Here is a 16,162-nt window from a genome sequence, read left to right as displayed (position 1 = left end):
CTCAAATCGACCAGGAATCACTGCCATAGCTGCCGATAACACCACGTTCGGCCAGATACTTTTCTACTTCCGCGACGAGTTCGTCAATGTCACGGCCTGCAGTGTTGAGATGCAGCTCTGGCGAAAGCGGTGCTTCATAGGGTGAATCTATGCCGGTGAAAGCCTTGATCTCACCGCGAAGCGCTTGCGCATAAAGCCCTTTCGGATCACGCGCCATGCATTCTTCAATCGGCGTATCGACAAAGATTTCAATGAATTCACCCTCTGGCAGACGAGATCGCACGCGGTCCCGCTCGGAACGGAACGGCGAAATGAACGAGACCAGCGTAATCAACCCGGCATCAGCCATTAGCCCCGCCACCTCGCCAACACGGCGAATATTCTCGGCCCGGTCCTCATCAGAGAAGCCAAGATCGCTGTTGAGACCATGACGCACATTATCGCCATCCAGCAGATAGGTGTGCTTACCCAGCGCATGAAGCCGCTGTTCCAGCCTGTTGGCGATGGTGGATTTGCCAGAAGCGGACAGACCTGTGAACCAGAGCACGGCCGGTTTCTGGAATTTTTGCGATGCCCGTGCCTGCTTATCGAGATCGAAAGCCTGCAAATGCACATTGGTTGCCTGACGCAACGCGCTATTGATCATGCCAGCGCCGACGGTTGCATTGGTGAGCCGGTCAATGAGCACGAAAGCGCCCGTCACGCGGTTGTCCGAATAGGGATCAAACACGATCTGATCCGCCGTCTGAAGATGGCAGAGCCCCACTTCATTAAGATCCAGATGCACCGCATCTTCGCGGGCAAATGTATTGACGTCAGTGCGGTATTTGATCTCGCTGATCGTCACCGGCGTCTGATCGGTTTCGGTGCGCAGCAGATAGGAGCGCCCCGGCTGCAAAGCTTCTTCACCGAACCAGACGATGTCGGCCGCAAAGCGATCTGCCACTTCAGGCCGCGCTTCTGCACCCACCAGCATGTTGCCGCGAGAGACTTCAATCTCGTCGTCGAGAACCAGCGTAACCGCCTGCCCTTCCGTTGCACGCGGTAGGTCACCGTCATAGGTGGCGATGCGTTTAACCTTCGATTGCTTGCCCGACTTTGCGACCACGACCGTATCGCCTTCGGCAATCGATCCAGACGCAACGGTGCCGGAAAAACCCCGGAAATCGAGGTTTGGCCGGTTCACATATTGCACAGGAAAGCGGAAAGGCTTGCCGATAGCGTCTGTATCAAGACGCACCGTTTCAAGATGCTCCAGAAGATACGGCCCCTGATACCAGCCAATACGCGGTGAAAGGCTGCTGACATTATCGCCAAAGCGTGCCGACAGCGGGATGGCCTGAATACTGGCAAAGCCCAGGTCTTTGGCGAAGCTCATATAATCCGCAACTATGCGATCAAACGTACTTTGCGAGAAATCGACCAGATCGATCTTGTTGACAGCCACGACAATGTGTCGGATGCCCAAAAGCGAAGCGATAAAGCTGTGACGGCGCGTCTGTGTGAGCACACCCTGACGCGCATCAATCAGCACCACTGCGAGATCGGCGGTGGAAGCCCCCGTCGCCATGTTGCGGGTATATTGCGCATGGCCGGGCGTATCAGCCACGATAAACTTGCGGCGCGGTGTCGAGAAAAAGCGATAGGCCACATCAATAGTGATGCCCTGCTCGCGTTCGGCTTCCAGACCATCGACCAGCAGCGCAAAGTCGAAATCGTCATCCGTGGTGCCGAATTTTCGGCTGTCGTTCTTCAGCGTCGCAAGCTGATCCTCAAAGATCAGTTTGGTGTCATAGAGAAGTCGCCCGATCAGCGTTGACTTACCGTCATCGACCGAACCGCAGGTGAGAAACCGGAGCAGCGTCTTGCGTTCCTGATCGGCGAGAAAGTCACTGACCGCCGCACTTGTTACAGAAGGCTTCAATACGGCGTTCATCAGAAATAGCCCTCGCGCTTCTTCTTTTCCATTGAGCCCGCCTCATCGCGATCAATGGCGCGGCCCTGACGCTCGGATGTGCGGGCGATCAGCATTTCTTCGACAATATCGGAAAGATTGGTGGCGTTTGATTCAATCGCACCCGTCAGCGGATAGCAGCCGAGCGTACGGAAACGCACCAGCCGTTCCTCCACCTTCTCGCCGGGCAGCAAAGTCATGCGGTCATCATCGAGTTTGATCAGCATGCCATCGCGCTCGACCACCTGGCGAGGCGCCGCGAAATAGAGCGGCACAATCGGGATGTTTTCCTGCAGGATGTACTGCCAGATATCGAGCTCGGTCCAGTTGGAGAGCGGAAAGACGCGGATCGATTCACCAGTGGAAACGCGGGTATTATAGACCTTCCACATTTCCGGGCGCTGGTTCTTCGGATCCCAGCCATGCTGTGCATTGCGGAACGAAAAAATGCGCTCCTTGGCGCGTGATTTTTCCTCATCACGACGTGCGCCGCCAAAGGCGGCATCAAACTTGTATTTATCAAGCGCCTGCCGCAAACCCACTGTCTTCATGACATGGGTATGGACGTTTGAGCCGTGCGTGAACGGACCGACACCATCGCGCACGCCGTCTTCATTGATATGAACCAGCAGCTCAAAGCCCTTTTCTCGGGCTTGCGCATCGCGAAACTCGATCATTTCGCGGAATTTCCAGGTCGTATCGACATGAAGGAACGGAAATGGCGGGGGAGCTGGATAAAAAGCCTTCATCGCCAGATGCAGCATGACGGAGGAATCCTTGCCCACCGAATAAAGCATCACCGGATTGGAGAAGGTCGCGGCAACTTCGCGGAAAATATGAATTGCTTCTGCTTCCAGACGCTCAAGATGCGTCAGGTTTTTGGTCAGGGATGCATGATGCACGTCTGTTTCTCCCGGAAACCGGCTAACTAACTTTACTTTGAAGCGCATCTTGCCCGAAAACCGTTTCACACTTTTCGGGATGCACTCTGATGGTCGCGGGAGGGTGGGCGAATGCCTTGATCCGGCGCAGATGTGGTAAAACCACGTTGTGCGCATTGTCGTGAAAGACAGAGCAAAAGGAAAAGTATGCTATCGCGTATTGCGAGAGGGTTAAGCGAAAACTTGCCTGTTTTAAGCCCGAAGCAGGAAGAAACTTGCGCCGGATCAAAAAGTGCAATTTTCGCCCAAGTTGCGGAAAATACTACTAAATTTGTGGTATTAAGACGGTTTTGGAGGAGTAAATTGTCCTTCGGGCAAGACCGCCGAAGGATTAAGCACCGTTACAGAAGACCAAAAGTGCGCGCCTTGGCGACAGCCTGCACCTTGTTGACCGCAACAAGCTTTATAAGAACATTGCTGATGTGGAAATTAACGGTGCGGGTTGAGATGTTGAGGATTTTTCCGATAATCTCAGCAGTCTTTCCTTCGCTCGTCCACCGCAGTATCTCACGCTCGCGCGCCGTCAGATTAACCTCTGCCACACAATTGATGCTTGGAACATCGACATGTTCGTACATAGCGAGATGCAGAAGGTTGGCTACAATCTGCATCTGGCGACGCAGAAACGAGGTTTCACCTTCTGACAAGGCCGGTTTTTCGCGCAGGAATGTAAGAATTCCAAAAACGCCCTGAGCTGCCCAGCACGGCTGGGAGATTCCAGCCTTCAAACCAAACACTTGTGCATCTGCCCATATTTGTGGAGCCTCCGCAAATTGTCGAGCCGACCAAACCAAAGGCTCGATGCTGTTTATGCCCCGCCTGATAATCGGATCGATATCCGCATATTTCTTGGCGGCATAGTGCTTCTGCCAACCGTCCGGCAGGGATTCAAACCGCACCCAGCGAGCAACACTGTTTAAAGACGGCACACACATGGCATATGAAGCATATTGAAAGCCGAGCGCTTCAGCATAAGATCTAACATGTTCAAATAATTGCTCTGCATTGTCGGATGATTGTATCTTTTCGTATAAATCTTCCCATTTCATCGCATAAATCCCAACATTTTCCTTATGAAGCAATATTTACTCTGAAAACGCTGCAAGCAGGCACACTCCGGCATCAGAGCACATTTCGATCTGATTGAATCAGATCGGGCTCTGACATTTTGTTTTGACACGCCTCTTTTCCGAAAACCGTTTCACACTTTTCGGGATGCGCTCTAAAACTCCGCCAGACAAACAAATATAAACTGAAGGGATTCTATGGCGCCGGAATCCGCGAATTCAAATCATCGACTACAAAACCGTAAGCCACCTGTATTACATAACACATGATTCCTGAGCCATCTATACAGAATGGTTTCAAGTTCTTACGTCGCTTTCACAAAACCAATATTTATTCTCTATAAATAGAATTTTAGTAAATAAATGTAAAAGCCCCGCACTGCGGGGCTTTATCATTATTATTTCATAAATTACTCAAGCAGCAGCTTCAATCGGCTCCGGTGTCTGACCGGGAATGTAGTTAAGGATCGGCCCAAGCCAGCGCTCGACCTCCTCAACGCTCATACCTTTACGCTCGGCATAATCCTCAACCTGATCACGCTCCACCTTGGCGACACCGAAATAATAGCTTTCGGGATGGCCTATATAGAGACCCGACACGGACGAACCCGGCCACATGGAGTAGCTTTCCGTTAGCTCAACGCCAGTCTGTGTGGTTGCATCCAACAATTCAAACAGGGTCTTCTTTTCCGTATGGTCTGGCTGTGCGGGATAGCCCGGTGCCGGGCGGATACCTGCATAACGCTCGTGGATCAGATCATCATTGGACAGTTCTTCACCCGGTGCGTAGCCCCAGAACTCATTACGAACGCGCTGATGCATAAGTTCGGCAAAGGCTTCTGCGAAGCGGTCGGCCAGCGCTTTAACGAGAATGGACGAATAATCGTCATTGGCCCGTTCAAAGCGTTCAGCAATTGCCACTTCCTCGATACCTGCCGTCACGACAAAGCCGCCGACATAATCCGATTTGCCGCTGTCTGCAGGCGCAACAAAGTCAGACATAGCGACATTCGGACGTCCATCGCGCTTCGACAATTGCTGACGCAGCGTGAAGAAGGTTGCGAGCTCTTCCTTCCGGCTTTCATCGGTAAAGAGACGAATATCGTCGCCCACTGTATTGGCAGGCCAGAAGCCGATTATGCCACGCGGCGCAAACCACTTCTCATCAATGATCTTTGCGAGCATAGCCTGCGCATCAGCCCAAAGCTGACGCGCAGCCTCACCCTGCTTTTCATCTTCGAGAATAGCCGGATAACGGCCCTTCATCTCCCATGTCTGGAAGAATGGCGTCCAGTCGATATAACGCGCAATCTCTGCGAGATCGTAGTTCTCGAATGTTTTGGTGCCAAGGAATGTCGGCTTTGGTGGTGTGTAGGTGTCCCAGTCGAGCTTGTGGGCGTTTTCGCGCGCACGTGCTAGTGGCAGACGCTTCTTTTCCGCCTCGTTGCGCGCATGCGCTGCCGCAACCTTGGCATATTCCTCACGAATGCCTTCAACATAAGCACCCTTGTTTTCAGGTGACAGCAGATTGGAAACAACACCCACAGCACGGCTGGCATCAATCACGTAGACCGCCTGTCCCTGCTCATAACGCGGATGGATTTTCACTGCCGTATGCACACGACTGGTCGTCGCACCGCCGATCAGCAGCGGCACGTTGAAGCCTTCGCGTTCCATTTCAGCCGCCACATGCACCATCTCGTCGAGCGATGGGGTGATCAGACCAGACAGCCCGATGACATCGACATTTTCAGCGCGTGCCGTATCGAGAATTTTCTGCGTCGGCACCATCACGCCAAGATCGATAATCTCGTAATTGTTGCAGGCGAGAACCACACCAACAATGTTCTTGCCGATGTCGTGCACGTCGCCCTTCACAGTTGCCATCAGCACTTTACCGGCGCTCTGACGACCTTCACCACCATTCAGGCGCTTTTCTTCTTCCATGTAAGGCAGAAGCACAGCAACAGCCTGCTTCATCACGCGGGCGGACTTCACCACCTGCGGCAGGAACATTTTGCCCGAGCCGAACAGATCGCCAACCACATTCATGCCAGCCATCAGCGGACCTTCGATGACATGCAGCGGACGCGCTGCCGCCAGACGGGCCTCTTCGGTATCGGCTTCAATATATTCGGTAATGCCATTGACCAGCGCATGCGAAAGTCGCTTTTCGACCGACCATTCACGCCAGCTCAGATCCTGCGTCTTGGCTTCTTTTGTGCCGCTGTCGCGGAAACGCTCCGCGATTTCGAGCAGTCGTTCCGTCGCGTCATCACGACGGTTCAGCACCACATCTTCGCAAGCTTCGCGCAGTTCCGCGTCAATCGTATCGTAGACCGCGAGCTGTCCGGCATTGACGATACCCATATCCATGCCGACCTGAATGGCATGATAGAGGAAGACGGCATGCATCGCTTCGCGCACCGGCTCATTGCCTCGGAACGAAAAGGACAGGTTTGATACACCGCCCGAAATATGGGCGTGCGGCAAGGTCGAGGTGATCTTGCGCGTCGCTTCAATGAAATCGACGCCGTAATTATTGTGCTCATCAATGCCGGTCGCGACCGCAAAGACGTTCGGATCGAAGATGATGTCTTCAGGCGGGAAACCAACCTGCTCGGTCAGAATTTTATAAGCGCGGGTACAGATCTCGACCTTGCGCTCTTCTGTGTCCGCCTGTCCCGTTTCGTCAAATGCCATGACGACGACCGCCGCACCATAGGCGCGCACCAGACGTGCGTGATGCAGGAAGGCTTCTTCGCCTTCTTTGAGTGAGATGGAATTGACGATCGGCTTGCCCTGAACGCATTTCAGGCCAGCTTCGATCACCTCCCATTTGGAGCTGTCGATCATCACTGGAACACGCGCGATATCCGGCTCTGCCGCGATCAGGTTGAGATATTCAACCATGATCTTCTGGCTGTCGATCAGACCTTCATCCATGTTGATGTCGATGATCTGCGCGCCGTTTTCCACCTGGTCGCGCGCCACATCGAGCGCTGTCGAATAATCGCCAGCCTTGATCAGCTTGCGAAAACGAGCTGAACCCGTGACGTTGGTACGTTCGCCGACATTGACGAAAGGAATATCCTTGGTCAGTGTGAAAGGCTCAAGGCCCGACAAGCGCATCAGCGGCGGCACCTTAACCGGCTTGCGCGGCGGATGCTTGGCAACAGCCGCAGCGATTGCGCGGATATGGTCCGGTGTCGAACCACAGCAGCCGCCAACCACATTGACGAGACCTTCGCGCGCAAAATCTTCGATCTGCGCGGCCATAGCCTCCGGGCTTTCGTCATACTGGCCGAATTCGTTCGGAAGGCCCGCATTCGGATAGGCACAGACAAATGTATCGGCAATGCCTGCAATTTCCGCGAGATGTTCGCGCATTGCATTGGCACCGAGCGCGCAATTAAGCCCAATGGTGAAAGGCTTGGCATGGCGCAGCGAATACCAGAATGCCGTTGGCGTCTGGCCGGAAAGCGTGCGGCCTGAAAGATCGGTGATCGTGCCGGAAATCATCACCGGCAGATGCACGCCCTTCTCGATGAACACTTCTTCGGCGGCAAAAACGGCGGCCTTTGCGTTCAGCGTATCGAAGATGGTTTCAATCAGAATAATGTCGGAGCCGCCATCGATCAGGCCGCGAATCTGGTCGGCATAGGCAATGCGCAGATCATCGAATGTCACCGCACGATAGCCCGGATTGTTGACATCCGGCGACAGCGACGCGGTGCGGTTTGTCGGTCCCAAAGCACCTGCAACAAAGCGGCGGCGACCATCTTTCTGCTGCGCACGGAGAGCCGCGCGACGCGCAAGACGCGCGCCGTCGCGGTTCAGTTCATAGACGGCATCTTCCATGCCGTAGTCGGCCTGCGCGATGGTGGTCGAGGAAAATGTATTGGTTTCGAGAATATCAGCGCCAGCCATTGCATAGGCATAGTGAATTTCTTCAATCGCCTTTGGCTGGGTGAGTGTCAGAAGATCGTTGTTGCCCTGCAACTGGCAATCGCAGGCACCGAAACGCTCGCCGCGAAAATGCTCTTCGTGAAAGCCAAGTCCCTGAATCTGCGTACCCATGGCACCGTCGAGAATCAGAATGCGCTCGCTTGCGGCTTTGGTCAGTGCTGCAAGCACTTCCGAACCGTCCGGCTTTGCCGCCGTTGAACCAAAAAGATTATCGAGGGAAGACGTCATAGGGGATTACCACCTGTATTCAGATACGCTTCATCGCTACAACACCGCCCGAAATCCGCAAAGGATTTTCAGTAAACGCGATGCGTAGATTACTTCATAGCGCGCGCGTTTGACGGTTCTGCATGAACCCACAGCACACGAGGTGCATTTAATGACATAAACATATCTTTATGTCAATTCGAGTGGCTCATTTTGAATCGCTGTTCGTGTCCTCACCAAACTATTGCCGTTGAGAAGAAAAAGTGAGTTTTACCAGCCACCTACCCGCCACATTGCGGGAGCAAAATGGGTTTCAGGGACGTTGATAACAAAGCCTCTATACTAGGGAGAATCCGATGAAGAGATTTGCATCTTCCTTCTTCGCAGCGTGTCTGTCACTCGGCATAGGCGTGCCAGCCATAACAGCAAGCGCCGATGCGGCACAGCCAACAACGCTCATCGCACCTACAACCTCACCCGGCGCACAAGCTCCGGTCGAGAAGGTGCAATATTACGATTACCGCGGCGATAGACGCCATTGGCGCCATCATCGGCCACGCTATCGGGATGGCTACAGGCATTATCGCCCCCATTATCGGCCATACTACCGCGATTGGGGGCCACCACCGATCTATCGCCATCCACCCCGCTATCGCTCGGCACCGATGTATCGCGGTGGCAACGCGCATGTGCGCTGGTGTTACAATCGGTATCGCTCTTACCGCGCCTATGACAATACGTTTCAGCCCAACTATGGACCACGGCGTCAGTGCTATTCGCCTTATATTTAGAGCGCATCCCGAAAAGTGTGAAACGGTTTTCGGACAAAGATGCGCGTTAAAACAAATATTTAGAGCGCCGATCTGATCCAATCAGATCGAAACGCGCTCTAAACAAAAAGGCCCCGGACAAACCGGGGCTTTTCCATAGTAGTGAATATCTCAAAGATCAGGTTACGAAAGCCCCGATAGATGCTGCGACCAATCCAATCGCAATGGCTATCATAACGCCATAAATGCGAGGTTTATCGAAAAGCACGGCAAAGGCAGAGAACCAGGCCACCACCGCCGCACCCAGCGCAAAAAGAAAACCGGGCTTGTCGCCATGGTAAAGATTGGCCGCCATCAGTGCGCCGACGATCAGCGCGCCAAACACGATCATCAGCCCTGTGGCATAGCGTTCGTAATCGTCCATCTAAAATTCCTCGTCCCGATCACGCCAAACGCGCGCCAGAAGATATCGCTCATTCATTTGGCCATTTAAAGACATGGTCATTTCCCATGTCATTGGCGGGTTATTCTCACACAATCACTATTTGCTTCGTTCTTCAACCATTTCGCAGCATGATCCGCTGCAATTATTACGACTTTCACGCAGGCGTTTTCGCAGAAACCCAACTCATGTTATGATTGCAGCCATGGAATCGTCTGGTCTCAACATCTTCGAAACACCGATAGGCCCTTGCGGCATCGCCTGGCATGCAGACAAAATCGTCGGCGTGGAAATCGGTGATGCAGATGAAAATGAGACGCGTTACAGGCTGAAAAACCGCTTTTCTGATACCGAAGATGAAACGCCACCGCCATTCGTCACAGAAGCTATCGACAAAGTTCGCATACTTCTTAAAGGCGGTGATCCGGATTTCTCCGCGACACCACTCGCGCTTGATTCGGTGCCCGACCTCAATCGCCGGGTCTACGAAGTCCTTCTGGAACTCAAAGCTGGCGAGACTATCACCTATGGCGCAATCGCGCGCAGGCTGGGCGATGTCAGTCTTTCACAGGCGGTGGGCTATGCGCTCGGCAAAAACCCTTTTCCGATTATCGTGCCCTGCCATCGGGTTTTGGGCTCCAATGGCAAGGTCGGCGGTTTTTCGGCTGCGGGAGGTACTGCGACCAAGCTGCGCCTGCTCAATATCGAACGCGCCAGAACATCGACGGAACCGGATTTGTTCGGTGGCCTGCCATTGCAGGCACGACCGACACCCGAAGACTAATTACGCAAACTCCGCCAACCCGATTGACGCAGTTGTTCTACGATCAATCCGACGGCATCATTGGTTGAGACCGACGCTGTATCGATCACAAGACGTGATCTATCCCAGGGGGCATATTCCCGAGACTGAACAGAGCTCCATGTCGGGTGAGAGGGGTCCTGAGACTTCTCCCGACGTGTCTCAACGCGTCTTTTGTGCTCCGCTAAATCGGAACAGATGATTTCCACTTCCGTGAGCGGCACTTTCGCGGAAATCGCCACAGACCCGTAGGCATCGCGCGTAATTTTGAGAGGGTTTACAGAATCTGCAATGACCGTGTGCCCAATCGCCAGATTATCCGCAGCAAGCCGGTAGGCGGTCAAATAACCTGCAGTTCCTGGCTGTGAAAGCACATCGGCAGCAACGATTGCATTTTCAATTGTGTCAATTCGCAAATAAAAAGCGGGCAAAATGCCCGCCAGTTTATGTGCAATCGTGCTCTTTCCAACACCCGGCAAACCTGCAAACACGATAAACATATGCCTGTCACCTTCTGTCAAAGCCAGATTGGGTATAAAGCCTGTCAGCTCTTGTCGGTCACGACATCTGCCGAGAAGCGCAGCTCGCGCATAGGACGTACATACTGCGTAGATGCGTCATATGTCGGATGGCTTTTGTACGCGAAAAGCGCTTCCTCATCCTTAAATTCGGCATAGACAACGAGGTCGATCGCGTTGCCCATCGGGTCGACCTTGGAATTCGGCAGGACTTCAAACACGTCGGAATAAGGAATAGTGCCCAACTGCTCCAAACCCTTACGGACAACATCGATGTCCTGATCTGGCTTGACGCTGAAGAAAACAATGTGGCGGATCACGTCTTGTCTCCAAATCCAGAGCGGTTCTGGTCAACATGAAACCATTCGAACCGCTCTATCTTTTTATTTTGACGCATTATCCGATGCAAAACCGCTTCGCACTTTTGCTGGAAATGCTTTGATGGGGCGTATCTACCCCATCAAGCGAACAAGCAAAACTACAAAAAGGTGATTGCTAAGAATTAGCCAGCCTTAATTCGCCGCCAGGCAAATCCACCCTCTTGCTGCACCGAACCACGACCGGGCTGATAGTAGCCCGGTGTGTCTACGAGACGCTGCTCGCCAAGGCGGCTTTGCGCGACCTTGTTGGTCACCTGAAGACTGTCAAAGCCAGTGCGCAGCATAAGCGCTGCCTGATCGATCAGCACGTCGCCTGTCGCACGCAATTCGCCCTCAAAACCTGCACGACGCAGAACTTCGGCTTTTGAATAGGAGCGTCCATCATTGAAAGCTGGAAACTGCAAAGCGATGACTGGCAGACTTGCCAGATGATCGAGCAAAGGCTCGATCTTCTCACCCGGCGTGACCGACACACCGATACGGCGATTGGAAGAACGGCGCTTCTCCTCATCAAGCCCCAGCCAGACGGCCAAAGGGATGATGATCGCAGGTGCATCACCTGCGGTTTCCAGATCATCCGCAAAAATATAGTCATCTTCACGAAAGCCTTGCTCAGACCAGAGCTTCGTTTCAGGTGTGGTTTCGCTCATTTCTGGTCCAAAGCTCCTAGGTTTTTCAGGCTATCCGTAAGACCGGTCAAGTGGATGCCGCATTCGGTCTTTTCTGATCCTGCCCAGCGCCCTGCGCGCTGATCTTCGTCGTCGCTTACCGGTCGTGTGCAGGGCATGCAGCCGATGGACCGATACCCCTGCTCTGTCAGCGGGTGGACGGGGAGATCGTGCATGCGCGCATAGGCACGCAAATCGTCGGCACTCATACGCGCAAGCGGATTGATACGAATACGCGGGCCAACTGATTCAAAAACCGGCAAAGCATTGCGGGTCGAGGCCTGAAACTGTTTCCGGCCGGTCATCCATGCATCATAAGGCGCGACAGCGCGCGCCATCGGCTCCACCTTGCGAATGAAACAACAGCGATCCTTGTCGGTCATCGACAAGGCACCGAACGGATCATCGGCTTTCACGTTTTCCTCTAGCGGCAAAATATCCTGCACATCGAGAAGACCCAACCGATCCACGAGATCATGCCGATAATCGAGCGTTGCGCGGAAATGCTTGCCCGTATCGAGAAACAGAACCGGTGTTGCCGGATCGATCTCAGAAATCATGTGCAGCAGCACAGCCGATTCAGCACCGAATGATGAAACGACTGCAATGCGCCCATCAAAGAGTTCGCGCGTGCTGAGCGCAATCACCTCTTGCGGAGAGGAAGCCCCATGGCTCCCCTCCAGCAGACGGGCTTGCGCCTCTGCTATCTGATCTGAATTGGGATCAAGGTCAGGCCGCACGGCTCACTTCTCCATAAAGCGCGCGTTTGAACGGCTCCATACCCACCCGGCGATAGGCAGCAAGGAAAGTCTCTTCGTTGTTTTCGCGCAAACCGAGATAGGTATCGACCACGGTTTCAATGGCATCGACCACTTCTTCGGATGAAAATCCGCGTCCGGTAATGTCGCCAATCGACGAATGCTCGTCCGCCGAGCCGCCAAGCGTGATCTGGTAAAGCTCTTCGCCCTTTTTCTCGACGCCAAGAATACCGATATGGCCGACATGGTGATGACCGCAGGCATTGATGCAACCGGAAATCTTGATCTTGAGATCGCCGATTTCAAGCTGGCGCTGCTGGTCGCCGAAGCGCTCTGAAATGCGCTGTGCAACCGGGATCGAACGCGCATTGGCAAGCGCGCAATAGTCAAGGCCGGGGCATGCGATGATGTCGGTGATCAGCCCGGCATTGGCTGTAACCAGACCATCCGACTGAAGTAGATCGTAGACAGCAGGAAGATCCGCTTTCGCCACATGCGGCAGGACCAGATTCTGCTCGTGGCTGACGCGAATTTCATCAAAAGAATAGGTTTCGGCAATATCCGCCACCAGTTCCATCTGCTCCGCACTCGCATCGCCCGGAATCCCGCCAATAGGTTTCAGCGAAATCGTGACGACGGCATAGTCCGGGTTCTTGTGTGGCGTAACATTGCGCTTGGTCCATGCCGCAAAATCAGCGTCGGATTTCTGCGTGACCGCCAGAATTTCCCAGCCTTCGGGACGCTGTGGTAAATCCGGCATCCGGAAATAGCTTTCAATCGCATCAATATCACGCTGCGGCAGTTTCAGATCACCGTAACGGATCTGTTCCCACTCGGCATCGATCTCTTCCACCAGCGGCTCCACGCCAGTTTCATGAACGAGGATTTTGATGCGCGCCTTATATTTGTTATCGCGGCGTCCATAGAGATTATAGACGCGGACGATAGCCGTCACATAGGTCAGCATGTCCTCAAGCGGCAGAAAATCACGGATTTTCTTGGCGACCATCGGCGTACGCCCCTGTCCGCCACCGATATAGACGGCAAGGCCCAGTTCGCCTGCTTCGTTCTTCTTAAGCTGCAGGCCGATGTCATGCACCTGAATGGCTGCACGATCATGTTCAGAACCGACAATCGCGATCTTGAACTTGCGTGGCAGATAGGAAAACTCCGGATGCAGCGACGACCACTGGCGTAGAATTTCTGCCAGCGGGCGCGGATCGGCTACTTCATCATGAGCTGCACCTGCAAAATGATCTGCCGTCACATTGCGAATGCAATTGCCCGAAGTCTGGATCGCATGCATTTCGACTTCGGCCAGTTCTTCCAGAATTTGCGGCACATCTTTCAGTGCTGGCCAGTTATACTGGATGTTCTGACGCGTTGTGAAATGCGCGAAACCGCGATCATAATCGCGCGCAATGGAGCCAAGCCTGCGCAGCTGGCGGCTCGACAATGTGCCGTAAGGGATCGCAACACGCAGCATATAGGCATGTAATTGCAGATAAAGACCGTTCATCAGCCGCAAAGGCTTGAACTGGTCTTCCGTCAATTCGCCAGAAAGGCGACGCCCAACCTGATCCTTGAACTGTGCAACACGGGCCGCAACAAAGTCGCGGTCAAATTCATCATAACGATACATATTTACTTCCGATATTCAGATCAGGAGGCTTTTTTCAGGGCCGGTTGACCAAGCGTAATGATGGTGGGACCGGAGAGCCGGATGCGCTCGCGGAGGCGAATGGGATAAAGCCCTTCGTCACGCTCTTCGACATCAATCACATTCACATCGACAACCAGATTGGCCTTCGCTGCAATTTTCCCGGCTTCTTCTAGTGCGCTGACTGCTTCCACATGACGGGCAACCAGCGCACCATCAATCGTTTCCTGCCATGATCCGTCAGCGCCAAGCCACACAGCCTGTCCATCGATGAGCCGGTTTGCAGTGAGAACTTTTACAACCATTTTTCCGACTCCTGATTTAAGCTGCGACTGCAACGGGTCTAACCGCCAGCGCCTGCGCTTTGTCGATAGCGGCGCCTGCAACAGCATCGCCGATGATGACCATGACCGGACCAGCAAGCTCTTTGCGCTGTTCCAGCGATGGCAGATCTTTCAATGTTCCATGAAACAGCCGCTTATCCTTGCGGCTGGCATTCTCAACAACTGCGACAGCCGTATCTTCATGCAGACCGGCAGAGATCAGGCGGCTTGCAACGGAGGCTGCGACGCTTGAGCCCATATAGACTGCGATTGTCGCACCCGAGACCGCAAGCTTGGCCCAGCCCGGCAGCACATCACCTGCCATATCGTGACCTGTCGTGAACACCAGCGAAGACGCCACGCCGCGCAAGGTCAGCGGCAGTTCCATGTCGGCTGCAGCAGCGAAAGCGGACGTAATGCCCGGCACGATCTCAAAGCCGATACCGGCTGAACGCAATGCGGCCATTTCTTCACCAGCGCGGCCAAAGACCAGCGGATCCCCCGCTTTCAGACGCACCACGCGCTTGCCCTCACGACCAAGACTGACGAGCAGATCATTGATCTCGTTCTGGCTCTTGGAATGGCAACCCTTGCGCTTGCCCACAGAAAGGCGTTCGGCGTCGCGACGCCCCATGGCAATCACACCTTCCGGCACCAGCGCGTCATGCACAATCACATCGGCTTCCATCAGCACGCGATGCGCACGCAGGGTCAGCAGATCTTCTGCACCCGGACCAGCACCGACCAGCCAGACATAACCAGCAGCATTCTGCGGTTCTGCGATTAATTCATTTGCTGCTCTATAAGCTTCCTCGCGGTCGCCATTTTCAACAGCACGCGCAACGGAGCCGGAGAAGAACCCGCGCCAGAAACTGCGGCGCGCTAAGCCTTTTGGCAAAAGCTTTTCGACCAGCGGACGCCAGCTTTCAGCATAATGTGCAAGCTCACCAAGGCGTGGCGAGAAGGCTGCATCAATGCGCGCGCGCACCATCTGCGCCAGCACAGGGGCCGAGCCTTCCGTGCCAATCGCAATTGCAATCGGAGCGCGGTTCACGATGGCAGGAGTCAGGAAATCGCAGAGCGCCGGACGGTCGACAACGTTGACTGGAATTTTCTGCGCTTTGGCCGATGCTGCGATGGCACGATCCTGATCTTCATCACCGGTCGCCACAAAAACCAGCTTGGCACCTTCAAGAAGATCGGCGCTGAAAGATTGAGAAACATGTTCCGCCCCATGGCTTTTAATGTGGCTCTCGATGAAGCTCGCCAGGGCTGGTTCAAGCTCTTCCGCAACGATGCGCAAACGCGCAGAGGTCTGCGCCACGAGACGCGCTTTGTTAAGCGCTTCCTCGCCACCGCCGACAATAACCACCACCTCTTCCGAAACACGGAAGAAAGCAGGAAAATCAGCCAGAAGACGTTGGGACATAAGAGCCACGGAGCTATCCTTTTTTAGATAGCCGCCATTATTCCCGTACTGGTGAAATTTTATAAGAAACGGGCTTGCGTGCGCAAATCGCGCGGAGCATCACTTTTTCTCAGAAAAGGTATTTTGAGGATTTTAATTCCTGATTGCCTCAAATTATATCCCATAATTTTTGTAGGATTAGCATTTGAGCGCCGTGCGTCCTATGGGACGCACAAAGGACGCTCAAACACTAAAAATACGCATCGAGCTTTCCAAAAATCGATTTCGATTTTTG

At 53.8% G+C, this 16,162-nt stretch carries 14 protein-coding genes; 2 read left to right on the top strand and 12 right to left on the bottom strand.

Going from position 1 to position 16,162, the window contains the following annotated elements; all coding sequences use genetic code 11:
* Position 1: 1 nt before the first annotated feature.
* From cysN to metH, 4 genes are all read right to left on the bottom strand, one after another.
* On the bottom strand, positions 2–1,936 hold the full coding sequence (gene cysN, locus C9380_RS01895; RefSeq protein ID WP_111785740.1) for a sulfate adenylyltransferase subunit CysN: 1,935 nt from the start codon (positions 1,934–1,936) through the stop codon (positions 2–4).
* Entirely contained in the window at positions 1,936–2,856 is a 921-nt protein-coding gene (gene cysD / locus C9380_RS01890) for a sulfate adenylyltransferase subunit CysD (RefSeq protein ID WP_128092878.1), read from the bottom strand. Before cysD ends, cysN begins: the two co-directional genes overlap by 1 nt.
* A gap of 380 nt (positions 2,857–3,236) precedes the next feature.
* Positions 3,237–3,944: a LuxR family transcriptional regulator gene (locus C9380_RS01885; protein ID WP_128092877.1), complete on the bottom strand. Its 708-nt coding sequence runs from the start codon at positions 3,942–3,944 to the stop codon at positions 3,237–3,239.
* A gap of 432 nt (positions 3,945–4,376) precedes the next feature.
* Positions 4,377–8,159, bottom strand: coding sequence for a methionine synthase (gene metH, locus C9380_RS01880; protein ID WP_128092876.1), 3,783 nt, complete (start codon positions 8,157–8,159; stop codon positions 4,377–4,379).
* A 335-nt stretch (positions 8,160–8,494) separates the two neighbouring features.
* Here metH and C9380_RS01875 point away from each other — a divergent pair, with 335 nt between their 5' ends.
* Entirely contained in the window at positions 8,495–8,929 is a 435-nt protein-coding gene (locus C9380_RS01875; RefSeq protein WP_128092875.1) for a BA14K family protein, read from the top strand.
* Positions 8,930–9,086: 157 nt separating this feature from the next.
* Here the strand turns inward: C9380_RS01875 and C9380_RS01870 are convergent, their stop codons facing one another.
* Entirely contained in the window at positions 9,087–9,332 is a 246-nt protein-coding gene (locus C9380_RS01870) for a hypothetical protein (protein WP_024898138.1), read from the bottom strand.
* A 223-nt stretch (positions 9,333–9,555) separates the two neighbouring features.
* On the opposite strand from C9380_RS01870, the gene C9380_RS01865 reads away from it, so the two are divergent.
* On the top strand, positions 9,556–10,134 hold the full coding sequence (locus tag C9380_RS01865) for a methylated-DNA--[protein]-cysteine S-methyltransferase (RefSeq protein WP_111785770.1): 579 nt from the start codon (positions 9,556–9,558) through the stop codon (positions 10,132–10,134).
* Here the strand turns inward: C9380_RS01865 and C9380_RS01860 are convergent.
* From C9380_RS01860 to cysG, 7 genes are all read right to left on the bottom strand, one after another.
* The gene (locus C9380_RS01860) at positions 10,131–10,652 is read right to left on the bottom strand and encodes a P-loop nucleotide/nucleoside kinase family protein (RefSeq protein ID WP_128092874.1); all 522 of its coding nucleotides are present in this window, start codon (positions 10,650–10,652) and stop codon (positions 10,131–10,133) included. The genes C9380_RS01865 and C9380_RS01860 overlap by 4 nt on opposite strands.
* Positions 10,653–10,696: 44 nt before the next feature.
* Positions 10,697–10,990, bottom strand: a complete 294-nt coding sequence (locus C9380_RS01855) for a Dabb family protein (protein WP_024898141.1) — start codon at positions 10,988–10,990, stop codon at positions 10,697–10,699.
* 182 nt (positions 10,991–11,172) lie between these two features.
* Complete coding sequence (locus C9380_RS01850) at positions 11,173–11,700, bottom strand: DUF934 domain-containing protein (protein ID WP_024898142.1); 528 nt, start codon at positions 11,698–11,700, stop codon at positions 11,173–11,175.
* The gene (locus C9380_RS01845; RefSeq protein WP_024898143.1) at positions 11,697–12,458 is read right to left on the bottom strand and encodes a phosphoadenylyl-sulfate reductase; all 762 of its coding nucleotides are present in this window, start codon (positions 12,456–12,458) and stop codon (positions 11,697–11,699) included. Before C9380_RS01845 ends, C9380_RS01850 begins: the two co-directional genes overlap by 4 nt.
* Positions 12,448–14,118, bottom strand: coding sequence for a nitrite/sulfite reductase (locus tag C9380_RS01840; RefSeq protein WP_024898144.1), 1,671 nt, complete (start codon positions 14,116–14,118; stop codon positions 12,448–12,450). Before C9380_RS01840 ends, C9380_RS01845 begins: the two co-directional genes overlap by 11 nt.
* A 20-nt stretch (positions 14,119–14,138) precedes the next feature.
* Positions 14,139–14,441: a DUF2849 domain-containing protein gene (locus tag C9380_RS01835; protein WP_024898145.1), complete on the bottom strand. Its 303-nt coding sequence runs from the start codon at positions 14,439–14,441 to the stop codon at positions 14,139–14,141.
* A 16-nt stretch (positions 14,442–14,457) separates the two neighbouring features.
* On the bottom strand, positions 14,458–15,888 hold the full coding sequence (gene cysG, locus C9380_RS01830) for a siroheme synthase CysG (RefSeq protein WP_128093616.1): 1,431 nt from the start codon (positions 15,886–15,888) through the stop codon (positions 14,458–14,460).
* Positions 15,889–16,162 lie beyond the last annotated feature (274 nt).

Source organism: Brucella pituitosa (genome assembly GCF_003049685.1).
Classification (GTDB): domain Bacteria; phylum Pseudomonadota; class Alphaproteobacteria; order Rhizobiales; family Rhizobiaceae; genus Brucella; species Brucella pituitosa.
This window is presented reverse-complemented; position numbering and strand designations above follow the sequence as displayed.

Bases quoted from the DNA above. Each gene is read 5' to 3' on its own strand.
- cysN (WP_111785740.1), bottom strand. From the start codon at position 1,936: ATGAACGCCGTATTGAAGCCTTCTGTAACAAGTGCGGCGGTCAGTGAC.
- C9380_RS01885 (WP_128092877.1), bottom strand. From the start codon at position 3,944: ATGAAATGGGAAGATTTATACGAAAAGATACAATCATCCGACAATGCA.
- metH (WP_128092876.1), bottom strand. From the start codon at position 8,159: ATGACGTCTTCCCTCGATAATCTTTTTGGTTCAACGGCGGCAAAGCCG.
- C9380_RS01875 (WP_128092875.1), top strand. From the start codon at position 8,495: ATGAAGAGATTTGCATCTTCCTTCTTCGCAGCGTGTCTGTCACTCGGC.
- C9380_RS01870 (WP_024898138.1), bottom strand. From the start codon at position 9,332: ATGGACGATTACGAACGCTATGCCACAGGGCTGATGATCGTGTTTGGC.
- C9380_RS01865 (WP_111785770.1), top strand. From the start codon at position 9,556: ATGGAATCGTCTGGTCTCAACATCTTCGAAACACCGATAGGCCCTTGC.
- C9380_RS01860 (WP_128092874.1), bottom strand. From the start codon at position 10,652: ATGTTTATCGTGTTTGCAGGTTTGCCGGGTGTTGGAAAGAGCACGATT.
- C9380_RS01850 (WP_024898142.1), bottom strand. From the start codon at position 11,700: ATGAGCGAAACCACACCTGAAACGAAGCTCTGGTCTGAGCAAGGCTTT.
- C9380_RS01840 (WP_024898144.1), bottom strand. From the start codon at position 14,118: ATGTATCGTTATGATGAATTTGACCGCGACTTTGTTGCGGCCCGTGTT.
- C9380_RS01835 (WP_024898145.1), bottom strand. From the start codon at position 14,441: ATGGTTGTAAAAGTTCTCACTGCAAACCGGCTCATCGATGGACAGGCT.
- cysG (WP_128093616.1), bottom strand. From the start codon at position 15,888: ATGTCCCAACGTCTTCTGGCTGATTTTCCTGCTTTCTTCCGTGTTTCG.